The sequence below is a fragment of the Ruegeria sp. BG11 genome (genome assembly GCF_056538565.1).
Genome location: NZ_JBQFTH010000003.1, coordinates 335,320 through 352,806, shown reverse-complemented (window position 1 = coordinate 352,806; position 17,487 = coordinate 335,320). Strand labels below are relative to the sequence as shown.

Here is a 17,487-nt window from a genome sequence, read left to right as displayed (position 1 = left end):
TGGCCGCATTTGCGATCGTGTTGGCCGCCGCGACCCACGGTCTTGCTTTGCATGACTTTGGCCTACAAACATTGACGCAAATCGAAGGTGGTGGCTCGGTCGAAACTGCGGCGCTTGGGACGTCCTTTAAGGATTTCACTGCTGGAACCATTGCATCCGCGCCGGTCACGGCCCGGAAAACGAGTGTAGAGCCTGATCAACCAATAAAACAAGCAAACCCCGAGGTGCAGACAGTGAAGACTGCAAAACCTATTGTAAAACAGGTCGCGCCTTCGGCGAAAGAAGCATTGAAGGCGACGGATACTCTAAAGGCAAGCCAGTCCGAATTGACTCAAGCCAAACGGCCTGAGGCTGAGGCCAAACGCAAACCTGCAACGTCACCCGCACAAAACGCAGAACTTGAGAAAAAGAAAGTCGCCCAGCCAGCTGCGAAAGCAGGCAATGGTGAACGCACTCGAAAAAAGGGCAGCACAACGGGCGAAACCGCCATGGGAGAAGCCGCCGCAGAAAAGACAGCCAGTTCAACCTCGGCCCAGGGCAATGCCGAAGCAAGCAACTACGCGGGGAAAGTCAAACGCAAGATTCTTCGCGCGAGACGCAAAAGCGTCAACATCCGCGGTACCGTTCTGGTGACGTTTCGCATCGCTGACAGCGGAGCTTTGGTATCGGCCAACATTGCCCGTAGTTCAGGTTCCAAGCGTTTGGACCAGATCGCCTTGTCACAGGTGCGCGCGGCTGCACCTTTTCCAATTCCGCCTGCCGGGGCCCGTCGCGAGTACAATATAAAAATTTTGAGCAAGTAGCGGTGAATGCACGAGGGAGGAAAGTTTTTAAGAACCATATGATCAGCACCAGATTGCGACAGCGCGAGTGCGAAGGGTGATTTCAAAATGCCAGACAGCACGCGTTAGCTAAGCTATGCAACAGCCGCACTGATGCTTCCGATGAGGGAGTTTTGCCACCTTAGGGTCAGGAATCATGGCCAAGGGATGACGGTTGCCGCGACGGCGATGGCAGAGAGGAGGACTTTCGGGCAGCGGTCGTATAGGGTTGCCACGCGCCGCCAGTCCTTAAGCCTTCCAAACATGATCTCGATTCGGTCGCGGCGTTTGAACCTGCTCTTGCCGTATTTGAACTGGGTCTCGCGTTGTTTGCGGCCTAGGTGCAGGCGCGTATCAAATTGTTTTTAAACGCTTCTCTGAACCAGCCGGCATCACAATCCCGGTCACCGAGTAGCCAATCGACGTCCGGAAATCTACTCAGCAACGCCGGTGCACCGATTTAGTTATTGGCCAGACCGGTAGTGGCAGAAAGTCTGTTCGGTGTGACCAGACTATCCCAGATGACATTTAGCTTCGTATTTGCGCCGGCTGTCTCCGGCCCATTAGGCGTCCACGCCCCCTTTTTGACGCCTAATCTGGTCGCTGTGCGGTACGCGTTCAGGTAAGTCGCGTCGATCACAACGGCCTTCTTTTCGCCATGCGCGGTGGCCAGACCAGCCATCATCCGGGCGAAGATGCCCTTATCGCTTCGCGGCTTCCAACGGTTTTACAGCGTCCTATTAGGCCATACGCAGCCGGTACATCACGCCATCGGATGCTGTTGCAGTTAATGATGAGAAACACGCTCAATACACGCCGGTCATTAACGCTTTGCTTGCCATGGGACTTCGGTAAGAAAGGCCCAGGACGCGCTAACTGCGCGTCCGTCATCCAGAATAGATCTGATATGTTCAAAACTCAATTTTCAAATCGTGAATCATACCGCCCGAAGGATATCATGGATCTTGTCTCCAGTAGTCGTTCATTGGACCGATTTAATCGCGGGGTCAGATACTGCGCGACCAAGCGGTGGAACTGCGCGGGAGTTCCGGTTTTGCCTGTTCCAGAGCCCAGGACTAGTAGCCAGTAGATGAAAAGTGATGCCAATGCCATGGAAGAGGAGGGGACCTTCGGGCCTTCGCAGCAAGCGTCAAAATTGGAAGCTGATTGACGCGCATAGGGCCTAGCTCACCGGCAGTTCAGAGCTACTCTTTCGCTAGCGCGAAGTCTTACTTTTCATGGTCGATCCGTCACTTGTTTGCTGAAATCAAACCCTTGCCTTTTCGAACTCGGCCCATGCGGTTTCAAAGGTTTCAAAATCAAACCCAGATTGGCGTGCAGCATCCAAGACGATACGCTCTGTCACCAGCAGTTTCTGGATCGCCGCTTCCAGATGCACAACGATATCCTTTGGTATCACCAGTGCTCCATGACGGTCAGCGTGTATAAGGTCACCTGGGCTTACCGTCAGGCCAAACACGGAAACTGGTGTATCAATCTCGCGTATGTGGACGAACCCATGGCTCGGGCCGATTGAACCGGCGACGACGGGAAACCCATCGGGTAGGTCCCCAAGATCGCGCATCACGCCATTGGTGACGACCCCCGAAATACCGAACCCTTTGTGGACCGATGTGTTGATCTCACCCCAATAGGCGCCGATACAGTCCGGGTAGTTTACATCCTCAATCACCGCGACAGATGGCTCCGGGGCCTCAGCCATATATTTGTAATAGGCCATGCGCCGCGCCCGGATCACATCTGCTGGCTCGGTTGGCGGGTGAATGGCGGCTATCTTGGCGGTGCGTGCATAGCCGACAATTGCCGGCTCATCGGGGGCAGAGCACAGCATGGTGCCCCGGGTGAACTGATCAAATCCTCGTTTGCCCTGCGCCACTTCAATGGCGTTGCATACGGTGGGCGTGTCGACCTTGCGAAGCAGAGACAGAAGCGATGGGGTCATGAGTCCTCCAGCCAGCGGATCAGGACCGCCGTGGTTTCTTGTGGTTGTTCCAGTGTGGGCAGGTGCCCTGCGTCTTCAATGATCGTCAGCACGCTGTCTGGCATAAGATCGTGCATGAGTTGGTGGCGTTCGACAGGGCAAAGACCGTCGGCACGCCCGCACAGAACAAGCGTTTTGCCGGAATAGGCCGAAAGGGTCGCGCGTTGGTCGATGCGATCCATCAGGGCTTGCGATTGACGCAGAAAGACGTCGGGCCCCAGATCCGCAGCCATAGCCATGCACAGGTCCAGGATAGCGCCCTGTCGTGGACCGTCCGCCAGATAGTTGGGCTTCATCTCATCGCGCATCACCTGCCGCAAGCGCCCCTCGCGAACGGCGGCCATCTGCGGCGCACGGCGCGCTTTGACCTCGGGCGCTTCTGCCAGCGGGTTGGTATCCAGCAAAGCAAGCCGTTCCACCCGATCCGGGGCCTGACGCAGCACTTCCATTGCAACAATCCCACCCATCGACAGCCCCGCCAAAGCGAAGCGCGGAGGGGCGTTGTTCAGAATCTCGGCGGCCATGGCCCCGACGCTGTCCTGCTGGCTTAGCGGGAAGCTCATCAACGGCACCCTGTTTGAAAGCGCGTCGATCTGCGGACCAAAGAGGCGCGCGTCGCACATCATGCCGGGCAACAAGATCAAAGGCGTCATGACGCGGCCAGCTTTGCCCCAGCCGATAGCGCCGCCAATTTGGCATAGGCGATCTGCGGATCAACCGCTCCGAAGCCCGCGAAGGTGCCAAAACCGCAATCGCTGCCTGCAATCACTCGATCCGCGCCAACGATGCCCGAGAACCGGTCGATGCGCTGCGCCACAAGCTTGGGGTGTTCGATGAAGTTGGTGGTGGTGTCGACAACGCCGGGCACTAGTACCTTGTCATCGGGTATCTCATTTTTCCGGTCGCGGAACACGGTCCATTCATGGGCGTGTCGCGGGTTCGAGGTTTCAAACAGCACATAGCGCGATTTGGTCGCCATCAGCGTGGAGAACACCTTGTCCATTGCGATGTCACAACAATGCGGGCCCTCGTAATTGCCCCAACAGATGTGCACACGCACTCGCTCCTGCGGGACGTTCTGCAGAGCATGATTCAGGGCCTCGACATGCATATTGGCGATCTTCACGAACGCATCGTCCGACAGATCGGTGAACAACATATGCCGCGACAGGGCCAGATCCGGGCAATCCAGTTGTAAGTCCAGACCGGCGGCCACAATGGTCTCGTATTCTTCTTTCATCGCATCGGCCAGCGCGGCCAGATATGCTTCGCGCGTTGGGTAGTGGTCATTCTGCAGAAACAGCGAAATCACCCCTGGCGAGGCGGCGTTCATGAAGCCTCGGTCGAGCCCACGTTGGGACATCGCCGACTTAAGGTTTTCGATGTCCTTCTGCAACTCGCCTTGCCCTTTTGAACGCACGTCGCCCGTACACATAGGGCGCGCATATTTCGGGGTGCCGCCATCATCGGCGAGGCGTTGCAAAAAGCTGGGAAACATCTTCAGATCCGCAGGTGCATTACGCGGGCTGTCACCGGAAAAACCGGTATATCGGTCTTTGACGTAGGTGGCGTAGGAAATCTTCGAGGTCTCGCCATCGCTGACGATATCCACCCCGGCTTCGACCTGTTTGCGCACCGTCTCGGAGACCGCTTCAGTCATGCAGGCATCAAAACCTGCGGCATCGTATGGCTTGCCGTTTTCACGGGCGAAGATGTAATCCACCACGTCCTGCGAGCGGGGCAGGGATCCAACATGCGTGGTCTTTACGGTCATTGGGGCCTCCTCAGATTTTGCGAGCCATCAGGATTGTGTGGCTTTGGGTTTCAGGGTCTTCGGCCAGAAACCCGGTCAATTGCAGCCCGTACTCTTCAAGGCAAACAGCATAGCCTGCCGGAGACAGCGACGCGTGATAGACAGGTTCCGATCCAACGGTACCACTTTCCTCTCCCGCGCGGGGACCGACGGTCAGCATCAGCATTCCACCGGGCCGCAAGTGACGGGACATGCGGGCGATGCAAGCCCTTTGCTCGTCCGCTGTCAAATGGAAAAAGCTGTTCCAGGCGATGATGCCATCGAAGGTCTGATCCAGTTCGAAATCGCGCATGTCGCCATGTCGCCAATCCCCATCGGGCCAGCGGGTCCGGGCAATGGCCAGCATCGCCTCAGAGAAATCGACACCCGTGACGTCAAACCCTTCGGCCTTGAACCACCGCGCAATCGGATCGCCTGTCCCGCACCCTAAATCCAGAACGCGATCGCCTGGCTTCAGGCTGGCAGTGAAGCGCGCCAGCCAGCGCGCTTCGAACAAGGCCTTTGAACGGCGCTTGTCATAGTCGGTCGCCTGCCGTTCATAGATAGCATGGGTGTCGTTTGGATCTGCGGTCATCCTGTCCAGGTGGCTCCTGCCGGGTCATCGGTCGCTGTAATCCGGTACAGACCTGCCTGTCCGGTCATCGACGGTTCAACGCTATAGCGTTCTCCTGGCAGAACCAAGGCGGTGTCTCCATTTGACAGAGTGGTCTCATACCCATCAATCGAGATGCGCCAGTGACAGCTGGCGGGCATTAAAACAACCGGCTTTTCAGCAACAATTGGATCACTCACGCTCGACCCGCGCCCGAGGAAGTCGACCTCGAACCCCGGTTTATCTTTAATCAGAGCGTTTTCGCCGATCACCGGTGCTGGTTTATTGGCCGACAGCGCCATGAGATCCCAATAACGGGCGACGTATTTGCCCACCACATCCTCGACCGGTACTTCGGGGTAGTCTTTCAACTGTTCCTCGGTCATCAACGGCATCGGCCGCACGTTGTGGGGCAGCTCTTGCCCTTTCTTGGAGTCGTACAGAACGCCATTATCACCCAGCATCAGCCCGTGGGCCTGCGCGTCCTGAATGACCTGCGGCGCCCATGTTACGCCACCCCCGGCATCGTCGCCGCCGAGGATCGACATGATCATCCCATAATCCTGCCCTACATTTTCGAACCCGCGAAAAATGCCGGTTGGAATGTTGAAGATGTCGCCTTCCTCGGCAATGAACTCACCCGCAGTGCCGTAGCGACCCCAGAAGAACCGCCAGCGGCCCTTGGCGACAAAGAACACCTCGGCCGTGGTGTGGCTGTGCAGAGAGTTCCGGCATTTCGGAGGCTGGCCCGCAGCGCCGATGTTAAAGCCTATCTTGTCGGTGATGTGGACGTGCTGGTCGGGCGATTCCGAGACGCCGCCGCCGATAATGGTAAAGTTCTCTTTCTGGTCACTGCCCGGTGTGTGGGCGTCGATAAAGGCGGTTTTGCAGGGCTTCAGCTCGCCGTAGCGGACGATGCGTTGTTGGATTGTGCTCATGATGGTCTCCTTGAAGATGGGGGTGATGGGATCAATCCCGTCCCCCGGGAGGTCGGTTGTTCAAACGCCGCGCGCGCAGCGAGGCGCGATGTGTGTGAAAGCGCCGCGCCGCTTGACTGGCGTTCAGGGAGAGGCCCATCGCAGCCACTCAGCCCTCCTGTCCCTGTAGCAGGATCTGTTTCCAGACCGAGGTCTCGTCGAACAGGGTGTATTCCCGGCGCACTTGCGGCTTGCCGGTAATCAACTCACCGAACTCGCCGTGGCTAATGCCCAGAACATAGATCTTCGCACCGGTTGGCGGGCCAAATACACCCCAGCCATCATGCTTGCCCCACAGGCTCCAGCGTATAGCAGCGCGAGGGGGCATATTCGGGTCGTCGCGGCCAATCTGGTGTTCGATCTTGAATTGGGCGTTGGGGAAGCTGGCGCGCAAACCCATCCAGAACCGATCCACCGAGTCCCAGCCGTGACCGGTGATCCCACCTACATATTCGGACTGAACTGCGCGATCATATTCGGTTTCAATTGCGCCCATATCGGCATTCATGATCCGGGTCAGTATATCGGCGTAACGCTGCCCCCATTCATTGTCGTTGCCGGTGCCCTTGTAGGGGCCAGGTTGGTCGATCTCGGGCGTCAGCGGTTTGATGCATTTCTCAGGTCCACCTTCGCGCGCGATTAGATCGGCGGCGTATTCCTTGGGGTCCCAACCCATCTGACGCACGATCGCACCCTGATCGCGGATCAGCCATTCATCGTTGATCTGGTTGTCGATGGCGTGGCAGTCGGCGAGAATCCGATAGCGCAATTTGGTTCCGGTCGCTTTTCCATAAACGCCTTCAGCCAGATGCGTCGCAGTCGAAATGATCCGGTGAGAGCTCAACATCCCCTCTTCCGGCGTACCGGACCAGATGACATCCTCGCCCAGCAATTGACGGTCCGGAAATTCGGCCAGCGTCGCCATGGTTGCTCCGATGACGTTCTGGTTGCCCAGCACCACCGACCCTGGCGAGCGCACGACGATATCCTTGCTGTAATAGTCGTGCAGCGTGGCGATGCCGCGATCCTCCCAGATCTCTTTGGTGATCCCGATGATGTAATCCGGGAAATCCCGGAATTTCGGATCAAAGCCCTTCATGTCTCAGTCCTTTGTGGTTTCCACCCCTTCGGCAAACGCGCCGAGGTCCGCACGATCAGTGGCCCGTCAATGGCCACTTTGCGCGGCTCGGCCGTGGCCGGGGTGTCGATATGGTCAAGCAATGCGGTGACGGTTTCAGCCACCATCAGATTTGCGCGCTGGCGGATTGTCGTCAGGTTGTAGGCAGGCCACCCGGCGGGCGGCACGTCGTCATAGCCGATGACCGAAACATCCTCGGGCACGCGCAGGCCCAATTCGAAGCGGATCACGTCCATCACGGCCAAAGCCATGTGATCATTGGCCACAAATACCGCGTCGGGCCGTTTACCGGGGGCAACGTCAAACATCCGGCGGGCGGCGGCGCGCGCGTTTTCGGTGTGGAAATCTCCGACGTCATGGGCGAACACATCCTGCCCGCCTTCGGCCAATGCCGCGCGGAACCCGGCCTCGCGGTCGCGCTGGGTCGAGGCGCCCTGCCAACCCGCTATATAGGCGATACGCTTATGCCCTCCGGCCAGCAGAAACTCGGCCACTTTACGGCCCCCCGCATAGTTGTCCGAGGCCACCGTGGTGATCCCGTCAAGATCCTGCGTACGGTTGAACAATACAACCGGAACACCGGCCTGCTGGCAGCGCATGGCGATATCCGACGACATGGGAACCGAGGCCAGAATGACCCCGTCCACCTGATAATCCAGAATTTCCTCCATCACGTCGTCAATATTCCCGGCCGAGCGTGAGGCCATGAAAATCAGCACGTGATAGCCTTGTTCCTGCAGCGCGTTGGACAGTTTCTCCAGCGCCTCGGGGTAGAAGTAATTTTCAAGATACCCCACCACCAAACCAATAATCCGGCTTTTGCCCGATACCATGGCGCGGGCCAGAACATTGGGCCTGTACCCGAGTTCGGCGGCCGCCCTGCGCACTTTGTCTTCGGTCTTTTTGCTGACCGAGGCACCGGGTGTGAAGACCCGGCTGACCGCCGACTGGCTAACACCTGCCAGCTGTGCAACCTGAAGGGATGTGACCTTTTCAGCCATCAGGTTTCTCTCTGAACAGTGCAGCCAGCAATTTCATCCCAGCATCTAGCCCCATCGTCGGCATACCGCGCGGTACGGTCGGGTCGTGAATGCTCAGCCATGCATTGCCATCGTGGTATTGATTCAGGGATTGCAATGCCGCCATTGAACCTTCGGTTTTTGCTATGTCCCGAAGACCGTCTATGGCATGCATCGGAGCTGTTTTTACAAACGCACGACCGCGCTGTTCACGTTGCTCACGAAATTCGGAAACCATAGCCTGGCTTTCGTCCTGCTTGGACACACCTTCATGGTCCCAACGTTTTGCGTCACGCATGACGGGGGCAACCCGCTCGGTCCAACGAAAACCGCGCGAGATCGTCGGAACCGCAAAGGTCAAATCGCAACAGGCATCCATTACCCCGCGCAGACTATCCGGTATTTGGAAGTCACCCCGGGTGTCCGGCAGTTGGCTTCCGGGGCGCTCGCCCAGAAACTGAACAAATAGCTGATGCACCGTATCGGCATCGGGTTCGTTCAGTTTACCGATCAGTTGCTGCGCATCTTCCCGAACGGAGTCTTTGTCGATCTGTTTCAATCCGTATTCGTCCAAGATCGGGCCAAAACGCCCCCAAAAGTGATGCGGTTCCTCATTCTCCATCCCGGCTGAGGGTCGATAGATCATCGTTTTGCCTTCTTCCACGATAGCATCAAGGATCGCATCCCGTAGTCTGCGTTGAATGCTGATATCCTTGTCGTCATAGCGCATCAGTCCGCCGTCCACCCGCCGTCAATCAGCATCGAAGTGCCCGTCACCAGCGCTGAGGCGTCTGAGGCCAGATAGGTGACCGCGCCCATGATGTCTTCGACTTCGCCCACGCGGTCCAGCTTGATCTTGTCCATGATCCACGCGGCGCGTTCTGGGTTGTCGAAGGTGGATTGTGTCAGCGGTGTGCGGATGAAAGTCGGGCAGACCGTGTTGATGCGGATGCGCTGTTTGCCCCATTCGATCGCCATGGCTTTGACCATGCCCTCAAGCCCGTGTTTGGTGGCACAATACAGCGCCCGGTCCACACCGCCCACGTGGCCCATTTGGCTTGAGATATGGATGATCGATCCTGGCCGCCCGGCCTCAAGCAGCGCCTTGGCCGCGTAGGATGACAGAAAATAGGCCGAGCGCAGGTTGATATCTGTCACCGCGTCGAAATCCTCGGGCGTGGTGTCGATTGCCGGGCTATGGCGGGCGGTTCCGGCGGAATTGACCACCACATCAAAAGGGCGGACTTCGAACAGTTGTTTCAGCGCCTGCAAGTCACCCTGATCCACCACCACAGCCTCGGCCGACCAGCCCTGCGCCTGCAGCGCGGCGACAGTCTCAGCCAGTCGATCTGCCCCGCGCGCCGCACAAACCACATGCGCCCCGGCTTCGGCAAGCGCGACGGCACAGCCCTGACCGATACCCGAGGAGGCACCGGTAACCAGCGCGGTTTTACCGCTCAGCGAAAAAGAGGGGGTGCGGGGCAGATCAGTCATCAGCTCATTCCATCCGGTATTTCAATTCGGCCCATATTCCGGGCCTTGTTGAATTCCCGCAGACGGGCGAACACGTCAACGCCAAGTTGGCGATAAGCGTCCAGAAGATCGACCAGAACCCAGTTTTCGCGGATCAGGCCATTCTCGAGCCGCCAGAAATCAAGGCTGCGCATGGTGATCCGCTGGCCCGAGGGCGCAATCCCCATCCAGCCGTCATGGGTTACCGTCTGGATCATGTTCGGCCAGCCGGTGACGGCGGCATATTCGCCATCGCCGAAGAAGTGATAGGTGATGTCATCCACATACTGCCCGCGATCCGGCATCCCGTTCAGGAACGGAATCTGGTGCCAGTTACGAAACCCAGCATAGCCGCGCCCGGTGCCGATCCCCGCCGGACCGTACCAGTTCATGCGGGGGTGCCAGAACTTCTCCATCTCCATCACCTCTGGCCCGCCTTCCGAAGGGTGTTTCTTGAGGTGATCCAGCATGTCGATGATGTGCTGGCATGTCTGCTGGCCTTTGGCGGCATCATATGGCCCCGGCACCAGACCATCCTGCGTGGCGGGACCCGGCACATGCCATTCGAGCCCCAGACTTGGGGCCATGGGCCAGGCGTTGGCCTGCATCATCACTTCGGGGATGTCCCACAGCGCCTGCATCTCGACGATCTTGCCGTCGCTGAAGCGATAGAATTCATGGAACCGCATCGTCACCTGATGGCCGGTCGGCGGGATATCCAGCCACGGTCCGGTGAAGGTACCGGTATAGTAGCCGCCGCAACCGACCCAATCCGCGCCGTGTTCATCCGGCCCGGCTGTGACGATGTAGTCGCGCCGCTCCAAGTCAGGCCATGCGTCCAGCAAACCTTTGTAAGCGGTGTCATAAAACGCGTCGCTGCCTGTGCTGTCGCCGAACGGGTGGCATAATCGAAACAGGGCATCCGGAGCGCTGACATTTGCCAGCGCCTGCCGCACACCCGTTTCGGTAAAGTCATACATAGCCGCCCTGAGCGGAGCGATCAGGGTCTTGTGCTGCGTATGGATATCACTCATTCCGCGGCGTCCCGATATGGGGCCGCCTCGCCATAAGGGACGTTGATCCCGCCATAGCGGCGGACGCGGACGTTGCATTGCTCGGCATGGCCCACGAAGCCTTCCAGCATACACAGGCGCGAGCCATATTCGCCGATCAGCGTCGCCGCCTCATCGGTCAGAACTTTCTGATAGCTATGTGTTTTCAGGTACTTACCCACCCAAAGCCCGCCGGTATAGCGCCCGGCCTTTTTGGTGGGCAGCGTGTGGTTGGTGCCAATCACCTTGTCGCCATTCGACACATTGGTGCGCGGGCCAAGGAACAGTGCACCGTAACAGGTCATGTTCTCAAGGAACCAGTCATCGCGGTCGGTCATCACCTGTACATGCTCGGATGCGATGTCGTCGGCAACTTTCAGCATCTCGTCATAGGTGTCGCACACGATCACCTCGCCATACTCGGCCCAGGACACTTTCGCAGTGTCGGCGGTGGGCAGGATGCCCAGCAGGCGGTCGACCTCGGCCAGAGTATCCTCGGCCAGTTTACTCGAATTGGTCAGCAGCACGCAGGGGCTGTTGTAGCCATGCTCAGCCTGACCCAACAGGTCGGTTGCGCAGAGTTCCGCGTCTGCTGCGGTCTCGTCGGCGATCACCATGGTCTCGGTCGGGCCGGCAAACAGGTCGATGCCCACACGGCCAAACAGCTGGCGCTTGGCTTCGGCCACAAAGGCATTGCCGGGGCCAACGAGCATGTGGACGGGATCAATGGTTTCGGTCCCCAGCGCCATCGCGCCGATGGCCTGAATGCCGCCCATCACATAGATCTCATGCGCGCCGCCCAGGTGCATGGCCGCAATCACCGCCGGGTTCGGTTTGCCCTGAAACGGAGGTGTACAGGCGATGATGCGCGGCACGCCCGCGACGCTGGCTGTCGCCACCGACATATGGGCCGAGGCCACCATCGGGAACTTGCCGCCGGGTACATAGCAACCCACCGACTGCACGGGGATGTTCTTGTGGCCCAGTATGACGCCGGGCAGGGTTTCAACCTCGATATCCAGCATCGAGTCCCGCTGCGCCTGTGCAAAGTTGCGCACCTGCTCTTGGGCGAACTTGATATCGTCCAGCTCGCGGTCGGTCAGCTGGCCGATCAGATCGTCGATCTGCTCGTGCGACAGGCGGAACGAGGCGGGGGAATAGTTGTCGAATTTCTCGCTCAGCTCGCGCACGGCGACGTCACCACGGGTTTCGATGTCTTTCAGCGTGGCCTCGACCACGGCTCGGGTCTTTGCGTCATCTTCGGCCCGGTCAGCGTCGGATTTGCCGCGTTTCAGATACTCGATTGCCATAATCCTGATCCTTACTTGTCGGGGCGGGGTGCGGTTTTCTCACCCCGGTCATAGGCTTCCCAGCCCTCACCGTTAAACAGATCGACCCCCAGCTGCGCGGCCACATGGGCGAAATCCACATTCACCCAGTTGTCGACGATCTTGCCGTCGACCACTTTCCAGAAATCCATGTAACGGATCTCGACCCGCTTTCCGGTGGGGGCGATGCCCAGAAACTCGCCGGAATGGGTGGCCTCTTGCCGGCCAAAGGCGGCGGCCCATTCGCCCATATAGAGGCGTGCCTCGTCGATACAGGTTTTGTCCGAAAACGCGGCCTGGAAGGGGCGCTGCCAGTTATCCTGAAATTCCATCAGGCCGGTCTTGGTGCCGCAGCCCTGATTGCCCATCCAGCGGAAACCCTTTGAGAAGAACTCGCCGATATCGTCAATACGGTGGTCGTTCAAACCGTCCACCATGGTTTCGATCACGCGGCGCGTGTCTTCGGTTTTGCTCAGATCCGTGTCACGAGTCAGAACGGCTTGTTCCGGGCGGGAACCCTTCATTTCTTTATCCTTTTACTGCGCCAGCGGTGAGCCCGCTTACGATTTGGCGTTGGAAGATCATCACAAGGAAGAACAGCGGGGCGATGATCGACACCGCAGCGGCCACGGCGACCACCTGATCGGTCGTGGTTGTTTCGCGGTTGAACATGCCCGCAATGGCAGGGACCATCGTCTGGTTCTGCGCATCGAGCAGCAGCGAGGTCACAAGAAAGTCGTTATAGGCCAGCAGGAAGCTGAACAGCCCAGTCGTAATCACTCCCGGCCACATGACCGGCATGATCACGCGGCGGAAGGCTTGAAAGTGGTTGCAGCCATCAACCCGCGCCGCCTCGTCCAGTTCGGCCGGAATGTTCTGGAAGAACGAGCGCAGCATCCAGATCGTGAACGGCTGGTTGATCGCAACCAGCACCGCGATCACGGCGAAAGGCTTACCATAAAGCGTCGGTGCATTCTCACCCAGAATTGGCGCCAGCCATTCGGCCGAGTTGATGAAGACCGGCAGATAGCCCGCCACCAGAACCGAATGTGGCAGCGCGCGAAAGATCAGCGCAATCAGCAAAATCCAGAAGGCCAGTGTTGAGCCCGACCGCGCCAGACCATAACCGGCCAGCGTGCCTACGGTCAGCGATACGGTCACAACTCCGGCGGTCACGACCAGCGAGTTTTTGAAGTTGTTGGAAAAGCCCCGGTCAACCCAAACGGTTTTGTAATGCTCGGTCGTCACGCCCAGCACGTCGCGGCCCAGTGGGCCGAACAGCGGGTTCAGCACGTTCAGAACTGCGGGCAGGACTACAAAGAACACCAGTAGGAAGGCGATCAGGGCGACAAGCACTCCGACCACCCAACCGAACCACGCCTGACCCGGCGCGGTGTATTCCCTGATCTTCGCGGGCAGCACCTTGGTTACGACCATGGCGGCACCCCAAATCACCGCGATCCCGAGTATAATATCCAGAACCGACAACCCGTTCCCTGTTGCCAGCGTCGCCGGTCCAAAGATCACGTTCAGCGCGTTGCTGTCATAGGCGTCCACTGGGGATTTGACGCTCATGATCGCGATCCAGACGATCGGGAAGGCGGCGACAAGGCACCAGAACGCCAGGAAAATGTTCGAGGTCAGCCGCAGGCTGAGAGGTTGGCGAAGCGCGCGCGAGGACATATCAGTGGCCTCCTTTATGGTCGCGCCAGGTGCGGCGCAGCGGTAGGATCAGCAGAATGACGATCCCGATCATGGTCAGCATCGCGCTGGCCGAGGCCCGGCTGATCGACCGGTTGCCCGCCTGATCCGGCACGAGGAAGTCGAAGGTCAGCCATTGCAGCGAGATGACATAAGCCTGGCTGGAGAAACCGACGATCTCTTCGAACACCCGGTAGGCGTCCATCAGGTGGATCATCGACACGAAGATGATCAGAGGCATCAGATGCGGAATGACGATGTATTTCATGCGCTGCCAACGAGTCGCCCCATCGATCACGGCGCTTTCTAGACTGTCTTGATTGACGGTCTGCAGTCCGGCATAGAACACAACGGCCGCAAACGGGGCCACGTGCCAGACGCGGTAGAACATCATCAGGATTTCAATCGTCCAGGCCTGCGCGAATAGTGCTATGTCTCGGTTCAACCACCATTCCAGTAACGCCGTCAGGATGCCGTCCCCACGGAACAGCCAATTGATCGACAGCGCGCCGATCACCGGCGTGATGATGAAAGGCAGCAGCGAGATGAAGATGACCGGCCCGCGGATCGACCCCGCGGCGTTGTTGATCAGAACCGCGATGCCCAACCCGAACCCAATGACCAGAGGCAGTGTGATTAGCGTGAAAGTCAGTGTGAATCGCAGCGCCTTCCAAAAGTTGATGGTGGACAGCACGGACCAGTTGCCCTCGGTGATCGCGCGCCAGGCCCGCTCGGGTTCCAGCACGTTGCGATAGCTTTGCAGGCCGACATATTCGGTCTGGGTGATCACCTCGCCATGTTCATCCAGCTTTGGCTGCGATTTCTGCTCGGTCACACAGGTCTGGGTCAGGAAGCCAGGGGTACAGGTTTCGACCTCGACCATCTCATAGACAGGCTGCGTGATGTAAAAGCTCTGCTTGAACACGCTGACCAACGGGAAAGCGATAAAGAGAAGCATCATAAAGACAGAGGGGCCAACAAAGGCGGCAAATGTCCTGAAATTCATGGCTCTGCCTTTCTCATGGTTCTCGGGTGGGGAAATTGGGAGGGCACGGGGCCCTCCCCAGGGAGGATCAGTTGCTGATCAGACCAGCTTCTTTCGCGGCGGTGATGTAGTCCGCCTCGATATCGGCCAGCGCAGTCTGTGCGTCCTTGGCGCCGGTCAGGTAATCGGCCAGACCATTGCCCAGGGCGCTGTGCAGAACACCCATTGCGGCGCTGGCCGGGTAGGCCCCAGCACCGTTTTCCGCCGAGGCAGCAGCGCCTGCAGCCAGTTCGCCGGGCTGGTAGGCCGCGTTCAGCCAGACGGCAGTGTCATTGTTCGCACTGACCATGTCACCGTCGATTCCTTCCATGACCAGACGGAAGGCAGCATCGGCCTCTTCATCGCTCATGTTTGAGGCCAGAACGATGCCGTCCCACCAGATCGTGGTCGAAGGACGCTCGGAGCCCATCGGAGCCGAGGCCATGGTGACCTTGCCGACTACCTGGCTTTCTGCCTCGTCATTCATAGCAGCGGCGCGGCTGGCCCACAGGTTCGCCATGGCGATCTTGCCCTGTTGGAACTGCTGCTGGACATAGGTGGAATCGGACACGAGGTATTCGGGATCCATGAACTCGGTCATGGCCTTCATCGTCTCAAGCGCTTTGACGCCCTTTTCGTTGTTGATCGCGGGCATGTTGCCCTCGCCGATGAACGTGCCGCCTTCGCCCATATACATGTTGACGAATTCCTGAGCCAGGTTCCAACCGGTTTTGAACGTGCCGCCGATTGGGTATTCCATCACGCCGGCCTCTTTGATCTTGGCTGCGGCAGCCAGAACGTCGTCATAGGTCTTGGGTTCTTCGATGCCCAGCTCGGCCAGAACATCATTGCGATACATCAGGTGCTGCGCGTTCACCATCATAGCGATCGCCATCACCTTGCCATCCACCTTGATCAGCTGGTTGGGCAGCAGGTCTTGCCCGTATTTCGCGACAAGATCATCCAGCGGGCGGATCGTGCCCGCGTTCAGAAGCGGGATCATGGTTTCGTTCGCCACGCCGCCGATCTGATAGAGCGAGGGGTTGGCAGCGAAAGCTTCGGGCTGCTTCTCGCGGAATTCCTGATCCAGCGAGGCGCTGAAATTGCCGCACTCGGCCATCGCATCCGTCACTGCTTTCCAGGCTTCGAACCCTGCCGACAGCGATTTCAGCGGCACTTCGTTTTCATAGGAACAGGCTGCCGATGCACCGCTTGCCGCGATGGCCATGGCGCCTGCCATTAGGATCGTCTTGAGTTTCATGCGTTTCTCCCTGTCAGGATGGGTCCGTCGTCGACGCCCGGACCGCTGTTATGCCCCGAAGGGCTGTTGGCGGGGTTACTCCCCGATCCGCGCACCGCTTCCAGCTTCGAAGAGGTGACAGATTTCTGTTGGCACCGAGAATGAGACATCATCCCCGATCTCGGCGCGGAAAGATTTATCGGCCTTGACCGACACCAAAGCCCCACCGACCCGGACCGATATCATGGTCGCGTCGCCCAGAAGCTCCAGCGTGTAGATCGGTGCGGTGATCTGGCCTGCGCCTTCGGCAAGACTGGCATCCTCAGCCCGGAAACCCAGTGTCATGGGGCCATCGGGCGCGTTGACTGGGATCTCAACATGTTCCGCACGGAACACGCCGCCCGCGACCTCACCCTCCATCAGGTTCATGGCGGGCGAGCCGATAAAGCTGGCGACAAATGTATTCGCGGGTCGGTCATAGATTTCGGTCGGGCTGCCGACCTGCTGCACCACGCCCTGTTTCATCACCACAACGCGGTCAGCCAGTGTCATCGCTTCGATCTGGTCATGGGTCACATAGATCGTCGTCACCGCCAGCTCATGGCTGAGGTTTTTGATCTGCGCCCGGGTCGAGACCCGCAGCTTGGCATCCAGGTTCGACAGAGGCTCGTCCATCAGGAATACGTTCGGTTCTCGTACGATGGCGCGGGCCAGGGCCACGCGCTGCCGCTGACCGCCCGACAGTTCGGCGGGTTTGCGATGCAGAAAATCGTCCAGCTCGACCATTGCGCTGGCGCGGCGCACCTTGTCGTCATGGGTCGCCGGGTCGATGCCGCGGACTTTCAGCGGAAAGCGGATGTTCTCATAGACGTTCATGTTGGGGTAGAGCGCATAGCTTTGGAACACCATCGCCACGTCGCGGTCTTTGGGTTCCAGATCGTTTACGACCTTGCCGTCGATCAAAATATCGCCCTCGGTCACGTCCTCAAGCCCGGCGATCATCCGCATCGTGGTGGTCTTGCCGCAACCCGATGGACCCAGCAGCACCAGAAACTCGCGATCTGCGATGGTTAGGTCAAAATTGTGGACCCCCACAAACGAACCCCATCGTTTGCCGACGTTACGCAGTTGAATTTCCGCCATGGTGCCCCCAACTAGGATTCGTTTTGCATACGTTTGCAAAACTGTAATTCGCATATATCAAATCAGGCAAGACTTTTTTGCATACGTATGCAAGAATGTGGAAAATACCCGATTCATTCCAGCGA

17 protein-coding genes and 1 pseudogene are annotated in these 17,487 nt (G+C 58.6%); 1 reads left to right on the top strand and 17 read right to left on the bottom strand.

Annotation, left to right across the window (positions count from 1 at the left end; all coding sequences use genetic code 11):
- The first annotated feature begins 20 nt into the window (after positions 1 to 20).
- Positions 21 to 803 (top strand): TonB family protein, encoded by a 783-nt coding sequence (locus tag ACR0JF_RS07670; protein ID WP_170661402.1) that lies wholly within the window; start codon positions 21 to 23, stop codon positions 801 to 803.
- A 173-nt stretch (positions 804 to 976) separates the two neighbouring features.
- Here ACR0JF_RS07670 and ACR0JF_RS07665 read toward each other — a convergent pair.
- The 17 genes and pseudogenes from ACR0JF_RS07665 to ACR0JF_RS07585 all read right to left on the bottom strand — a co-directional run bounded on the left by ACR0JF_RS07665 (position 977) and on the right by ACR0JF_RS07585 (position 17,362).
- Positions 977 to 1,730: pseudogene (locus tag ACR0JF_RS07665) on the bottom strand (IS5 family transposase).
- 358 nt (positions 1,731 to 2,088) lie between these two features.
- Positions 2,089 to 2,784 (bottom strand): RraA family protein, encoded by a 696-nt coding sequence (locus ACR0JF_RS07660; RefSeq protein ID WP_170661403.1) that lies wholly within the window; start codon positions 2,782 to 2,784, stop codon positions 2,089 to 2,091.
- The gene (locus tag ACR0JF_RS07655) at positions 2,781 to 3,476 is read right to left on the bottom strand and encodes an alpha/beta fold hydrolase (protein WP_170661404.1); all 696 of its coding nucleotides are present in this window, start codon (positions 3,474 to 3,476) and stop codon (positions 2,781 to 2,783) included. The genes ACR0JF_RS07660 and ACR0JF_RS07655 overlap by 4 nt, the downstream gene beginning before the upstream one ends.
- A complete protein-coding gene (locus ACR0JF_RS07650; protein WP_170661405.1) occupies positions 3,473 to 4,597 on the bottom strand; it encodes a cobalamin-independent methionine synthase II family protein in 1,125 nt (374 codons plus the stop codon). Before ACR0JF_RS07650 ends, ACR0JF_RS07655 begins: the two co-directional genes overlap by 4 nt.
- Before the next feature lie 10 nt (positions 4,598 to 4,607).
- A complete protein-coding gene (locus tag ACR0JF_RS07645) occupies positions 4,608 to 5,210 on the bottom strand; it encodes a class I SAM-dependent methyltransferase (RefSeq protein ID WP_170661406.1) in 603 nt (200 codons plus the stop codon).
- Positions 5,207 to 6,166: a cupin domain-containing protein gene (locus ACR0JF_RS07640; RefSeq protein ID WP_170661407.1), complete on the bottom strand. Its 960-nt coding sequence runs from the start codon at positions 6,164 to 6,166 to the stop codon at positions 5,207 to 5,209. The genes ACR0JF_RS07645 and ACR0JF_RS07640 overlap by 4 nt, the downstream gene beginning before the upstream one ends.
- A gap of 148 nt (positions 6,167 to 6,314) precedes the next feature.
- Positions 6,315 to 7,304: a nuclear transport factor 2 family protein gene (locus ACR0JF_RS07635; RefSeq protein ID WP_170661408.1), complete on the bottom strand. Its 990-nt coding sequence runs from the start codon at positions 7,302 to 7,304 to the stop codon at positions 6,315 to 6,317.
- A complete protein-coding gene (locus tag ACR0JF_RS07630; protein ID WP_480669087.1) occupies positions 7,301 to 8,344 on the bottom strand; it encodes a LacI family DNA-binding transcriptional regulator in 1,044 nt (347 codons plus the stop codon). The genes ACR0JF_RS07635 and ACR0JF_RS07630 overlap by 4 nt, the downstream gene beginning before the upstream one ends.
- On the bottom strand, positions 8,337 to 9,092 hold the full coding sequence (locus ACR0JF_RS07625; protein WP_170661409.1) for a hypothetical protein: 756 nt from the start codon (positions 9,090 to 9,092) through the stop codon (positions 8,337 to 8,339). Before ACR0JF_RS07625 ends, ACR0JF_RS07630 begins: the two co-directional genes overlap by 8 nt.
- On the bottom strand, positions 9,092 to 9,856 hold the full coding sequence (locus tag ACR0JF_RS07620) for an SDR family oxidoreductase (protein WP_170661410.1): 765 nt from the start codon (positions 9,854 to 9,856) through the stop codon (positions 9,092 to 9,094). The genes ACR0JF_RS07625 and ACR0JF_RS07620 overlap by 1 nt, the downstream gene beginning before the upstream one ends.
- Complete coding sequence (locus tag ACR0JF_RS07615) at positions 9,856 to 10,908, bottom strand: ester cyclase (protein ID WP_170661411.1); 1,053 nt, start codon at positions 10,906 to 10,908, stop codon at positions 9,856 to 9,858. The genes ACR0JF_RS07620 and ACR0JF_RS07615 overlap by 1 nt, the downstream gene beginning before the upstream one ends.
- The gene (gene hisD / locus ACR0JF_RS07610; RefSeq protein ID WP_170661412.1) at positions 10,905 to 12,236 is read right to left on the bottom strand and encodes a histidinol dehydrogenase; all 1,332 of its coding nucleotides are present in this window, start codon (positions 12,234 to 12,236) and stop codon (positions 10,905 to 10,907) included. Before hisD ends, ACR0JF_RS07615 begins: the two co-directional genes overlap by 4 nt.
- Positions 12,237 to 12,247: 11 nt before the next feature.
- Positions 12,248 to 12,778, bottom strand: a complete 531-nt coding sequence (locus ACR0JF_RS07605; protein WP_170661413.1) for an ester cyclase — start codon at positions 12,776 to 12,778, stop codon at positions 12,248 to 12,250.
- Positions 12,779 to 12,782: 4 nt separating this feature from the next.
- Positions 12,783 to 13,937 (bottom strand): carbohydrate ABC transporter permease, encoded by a 1,155-nt coding sequence (locus ACR0JF_RS07600; protein WP_170661414.1) that lies wholly within the window; start codon positions 13,935 to 13,937, stop codon positions 12,783 to 12,785.
- A 1-nt stretch (position 13,938) separates the two neighbouring features.
- Positions 13,939 to 14,961 carry a carbohydrate ABC transporter permease gene (locus tag ACR0JF_RS07595; protein ID WP_170380322.1) on the bottom strand — a complete coding sequence of 341 codons (1,023 nt, stop codon included), beginning with the start codon at positions 14,959 to 14,961 and terminating at the stop codon, positions 13,939 to 13,941.
- Between the two features lie 67 nt (positions 14,962 to 15,028).
- The gene (locus ACR0JF_RS07590; protein WP_170641198.1) at positions 15,029 to 16,240 is read right to left on the bottom strand and encodes an extracellular solute-binding protein; all 1,212 of its coding nucleotides are present in this window, start codon (positions 16,238 to 16,240) and stop codon (positions 15,029 to 15,031) included.
- 75 nt (positions 16,241 to 16,315) lie between these two features.
- The gene (locus ACR0JF_RS07585) at positions 16,316 to 17,362 is read right to left on the bottom strand and encodes an ABC transporter ATP-binding protein (protein WP_170641200.1); all 1,047 of its coding nucleotides are present in this window, start codon (positions 17,360 to 17,362) and stop codon (positions 16,316 to 16,318) included.
- Positions 17,363 to 17,487 lie beyond the last annotated feature (125 nt).

Bases quoted from the DNA above. Each gene is read 5' to 3' on its own strand.
- ACR0JF_RS07590 (WP_170641198.1), bottom strand. From the start codon at position 16,240: ATGAAACTCAAGACGATCCTAATGGCAGGCGCCATGGCCATCGCGGCA.
- ACR0JF_RS07625 (WP_170661409.1), bottom strand. From the start codon at position 9,092: ATGCGCTATGACGACAAGGATATCAGCATTCAACGCAGACTACGGGAT.
- ACR0JF_RS07595 (WP_170380322.1), bottom strand. From the start codon at position 14,961: ATGAATTTCAGGACATTTGCCGCCTTTGTTGGCCCCTCTGTCTTTATG.
- ACR0JF_RS07605 (WP_170661413.1), bottom strand. From the start codon at position 12,778: ATGAAGGGTTCCCGCCCGGAACAAGCCGTTCTGACTCGTGACACGGAT.
- ACR0JF_RS07650 (WP_170661405.1), bottom strand. From the start codon at position 4,597: ATGACCGTAAAGACCACGCATGTTGGATCCCTGCCCCGCTCGCAGGAC.
- hisD (WP_170661412.1), bottom strand. From the start codon at position 12,236: ATGGCAATCGAGTATCTGAAACGCGGCAAATCCGACGCTGACCGGGCC.
- ACR0JF_RS07600 (WP_170661414.1), bottom strand. From the start codon at position 13,937: ATGTCCTCGCGCGCGCTTCGCCAACCTCTCAGCCTGCGGCTGACCTCG.
- ACR0JF_RS07615 (WP_170661411.1), bottom strand. From the start codon at position 10,908: ATGAGTGATATCCATACGCAGCACAAGACCCTGATCGCTCCGCTCAGG.
- ACR0JF_RS07645 (WP_170661406.1), bottom strand. From the start codon at position 5,210: ATGACCGCAGATCCAAACGACACCCATGCTATCTATGAACGGCAGGCG.
- ACR0JF_RS07635 (WP_170661408.1), bottom strand. From the start codon at position 7,304: ATGAAGGGCTTTGATCCGAAATTCCGGGATTTCCCGGATTACATCATC.
- ACR0JF_RS07630 (WP_480669087.1), bottom strand. From the start codon at position 8,344: ATGGCTGAAAAGGTCACATCCCTTCAGGTTGCACAGCTGGCAGGTGTT.
- ACR0JF_RS07655 (WP_170661404.1), bottom strand. From the start codon at position 3,476: ATGACGCCTTTGATCTTGTTGCCCGGCATGATGTGCGACGCGCGCCTC.
- ACR0JF_RS07660 (WP_170661403.1), bottom strand. From the start codon at position 2,784: ATGACCCCATCGCTTCTGTCTCTGCTTCGCAAGGTCGACACGCCCACC.
- ACR0JF_RS07585 (WP_170641200.1), bottom strand. From the start codon at position 17,362: ATGGCGGAAATTCAACTGCGTAACGTCGGCAAACGATGGGGTTCGTTT.
- ACR0JF_RS07640 (WP_170661407.1), bottom strand. From the start codon at position 6,166: ATGAGCACAATCCAACAACGCATCGTCCGCTACGGCGAGCTGAAGCCC.
- ACR0JF_RS07620 (WP_170661410.1), bottom strand. From the start codon at position 9,856: ATGACTGATCTGCCCCGCACCCCCTCTTTTTCGCTGAGCGGTAAAACC.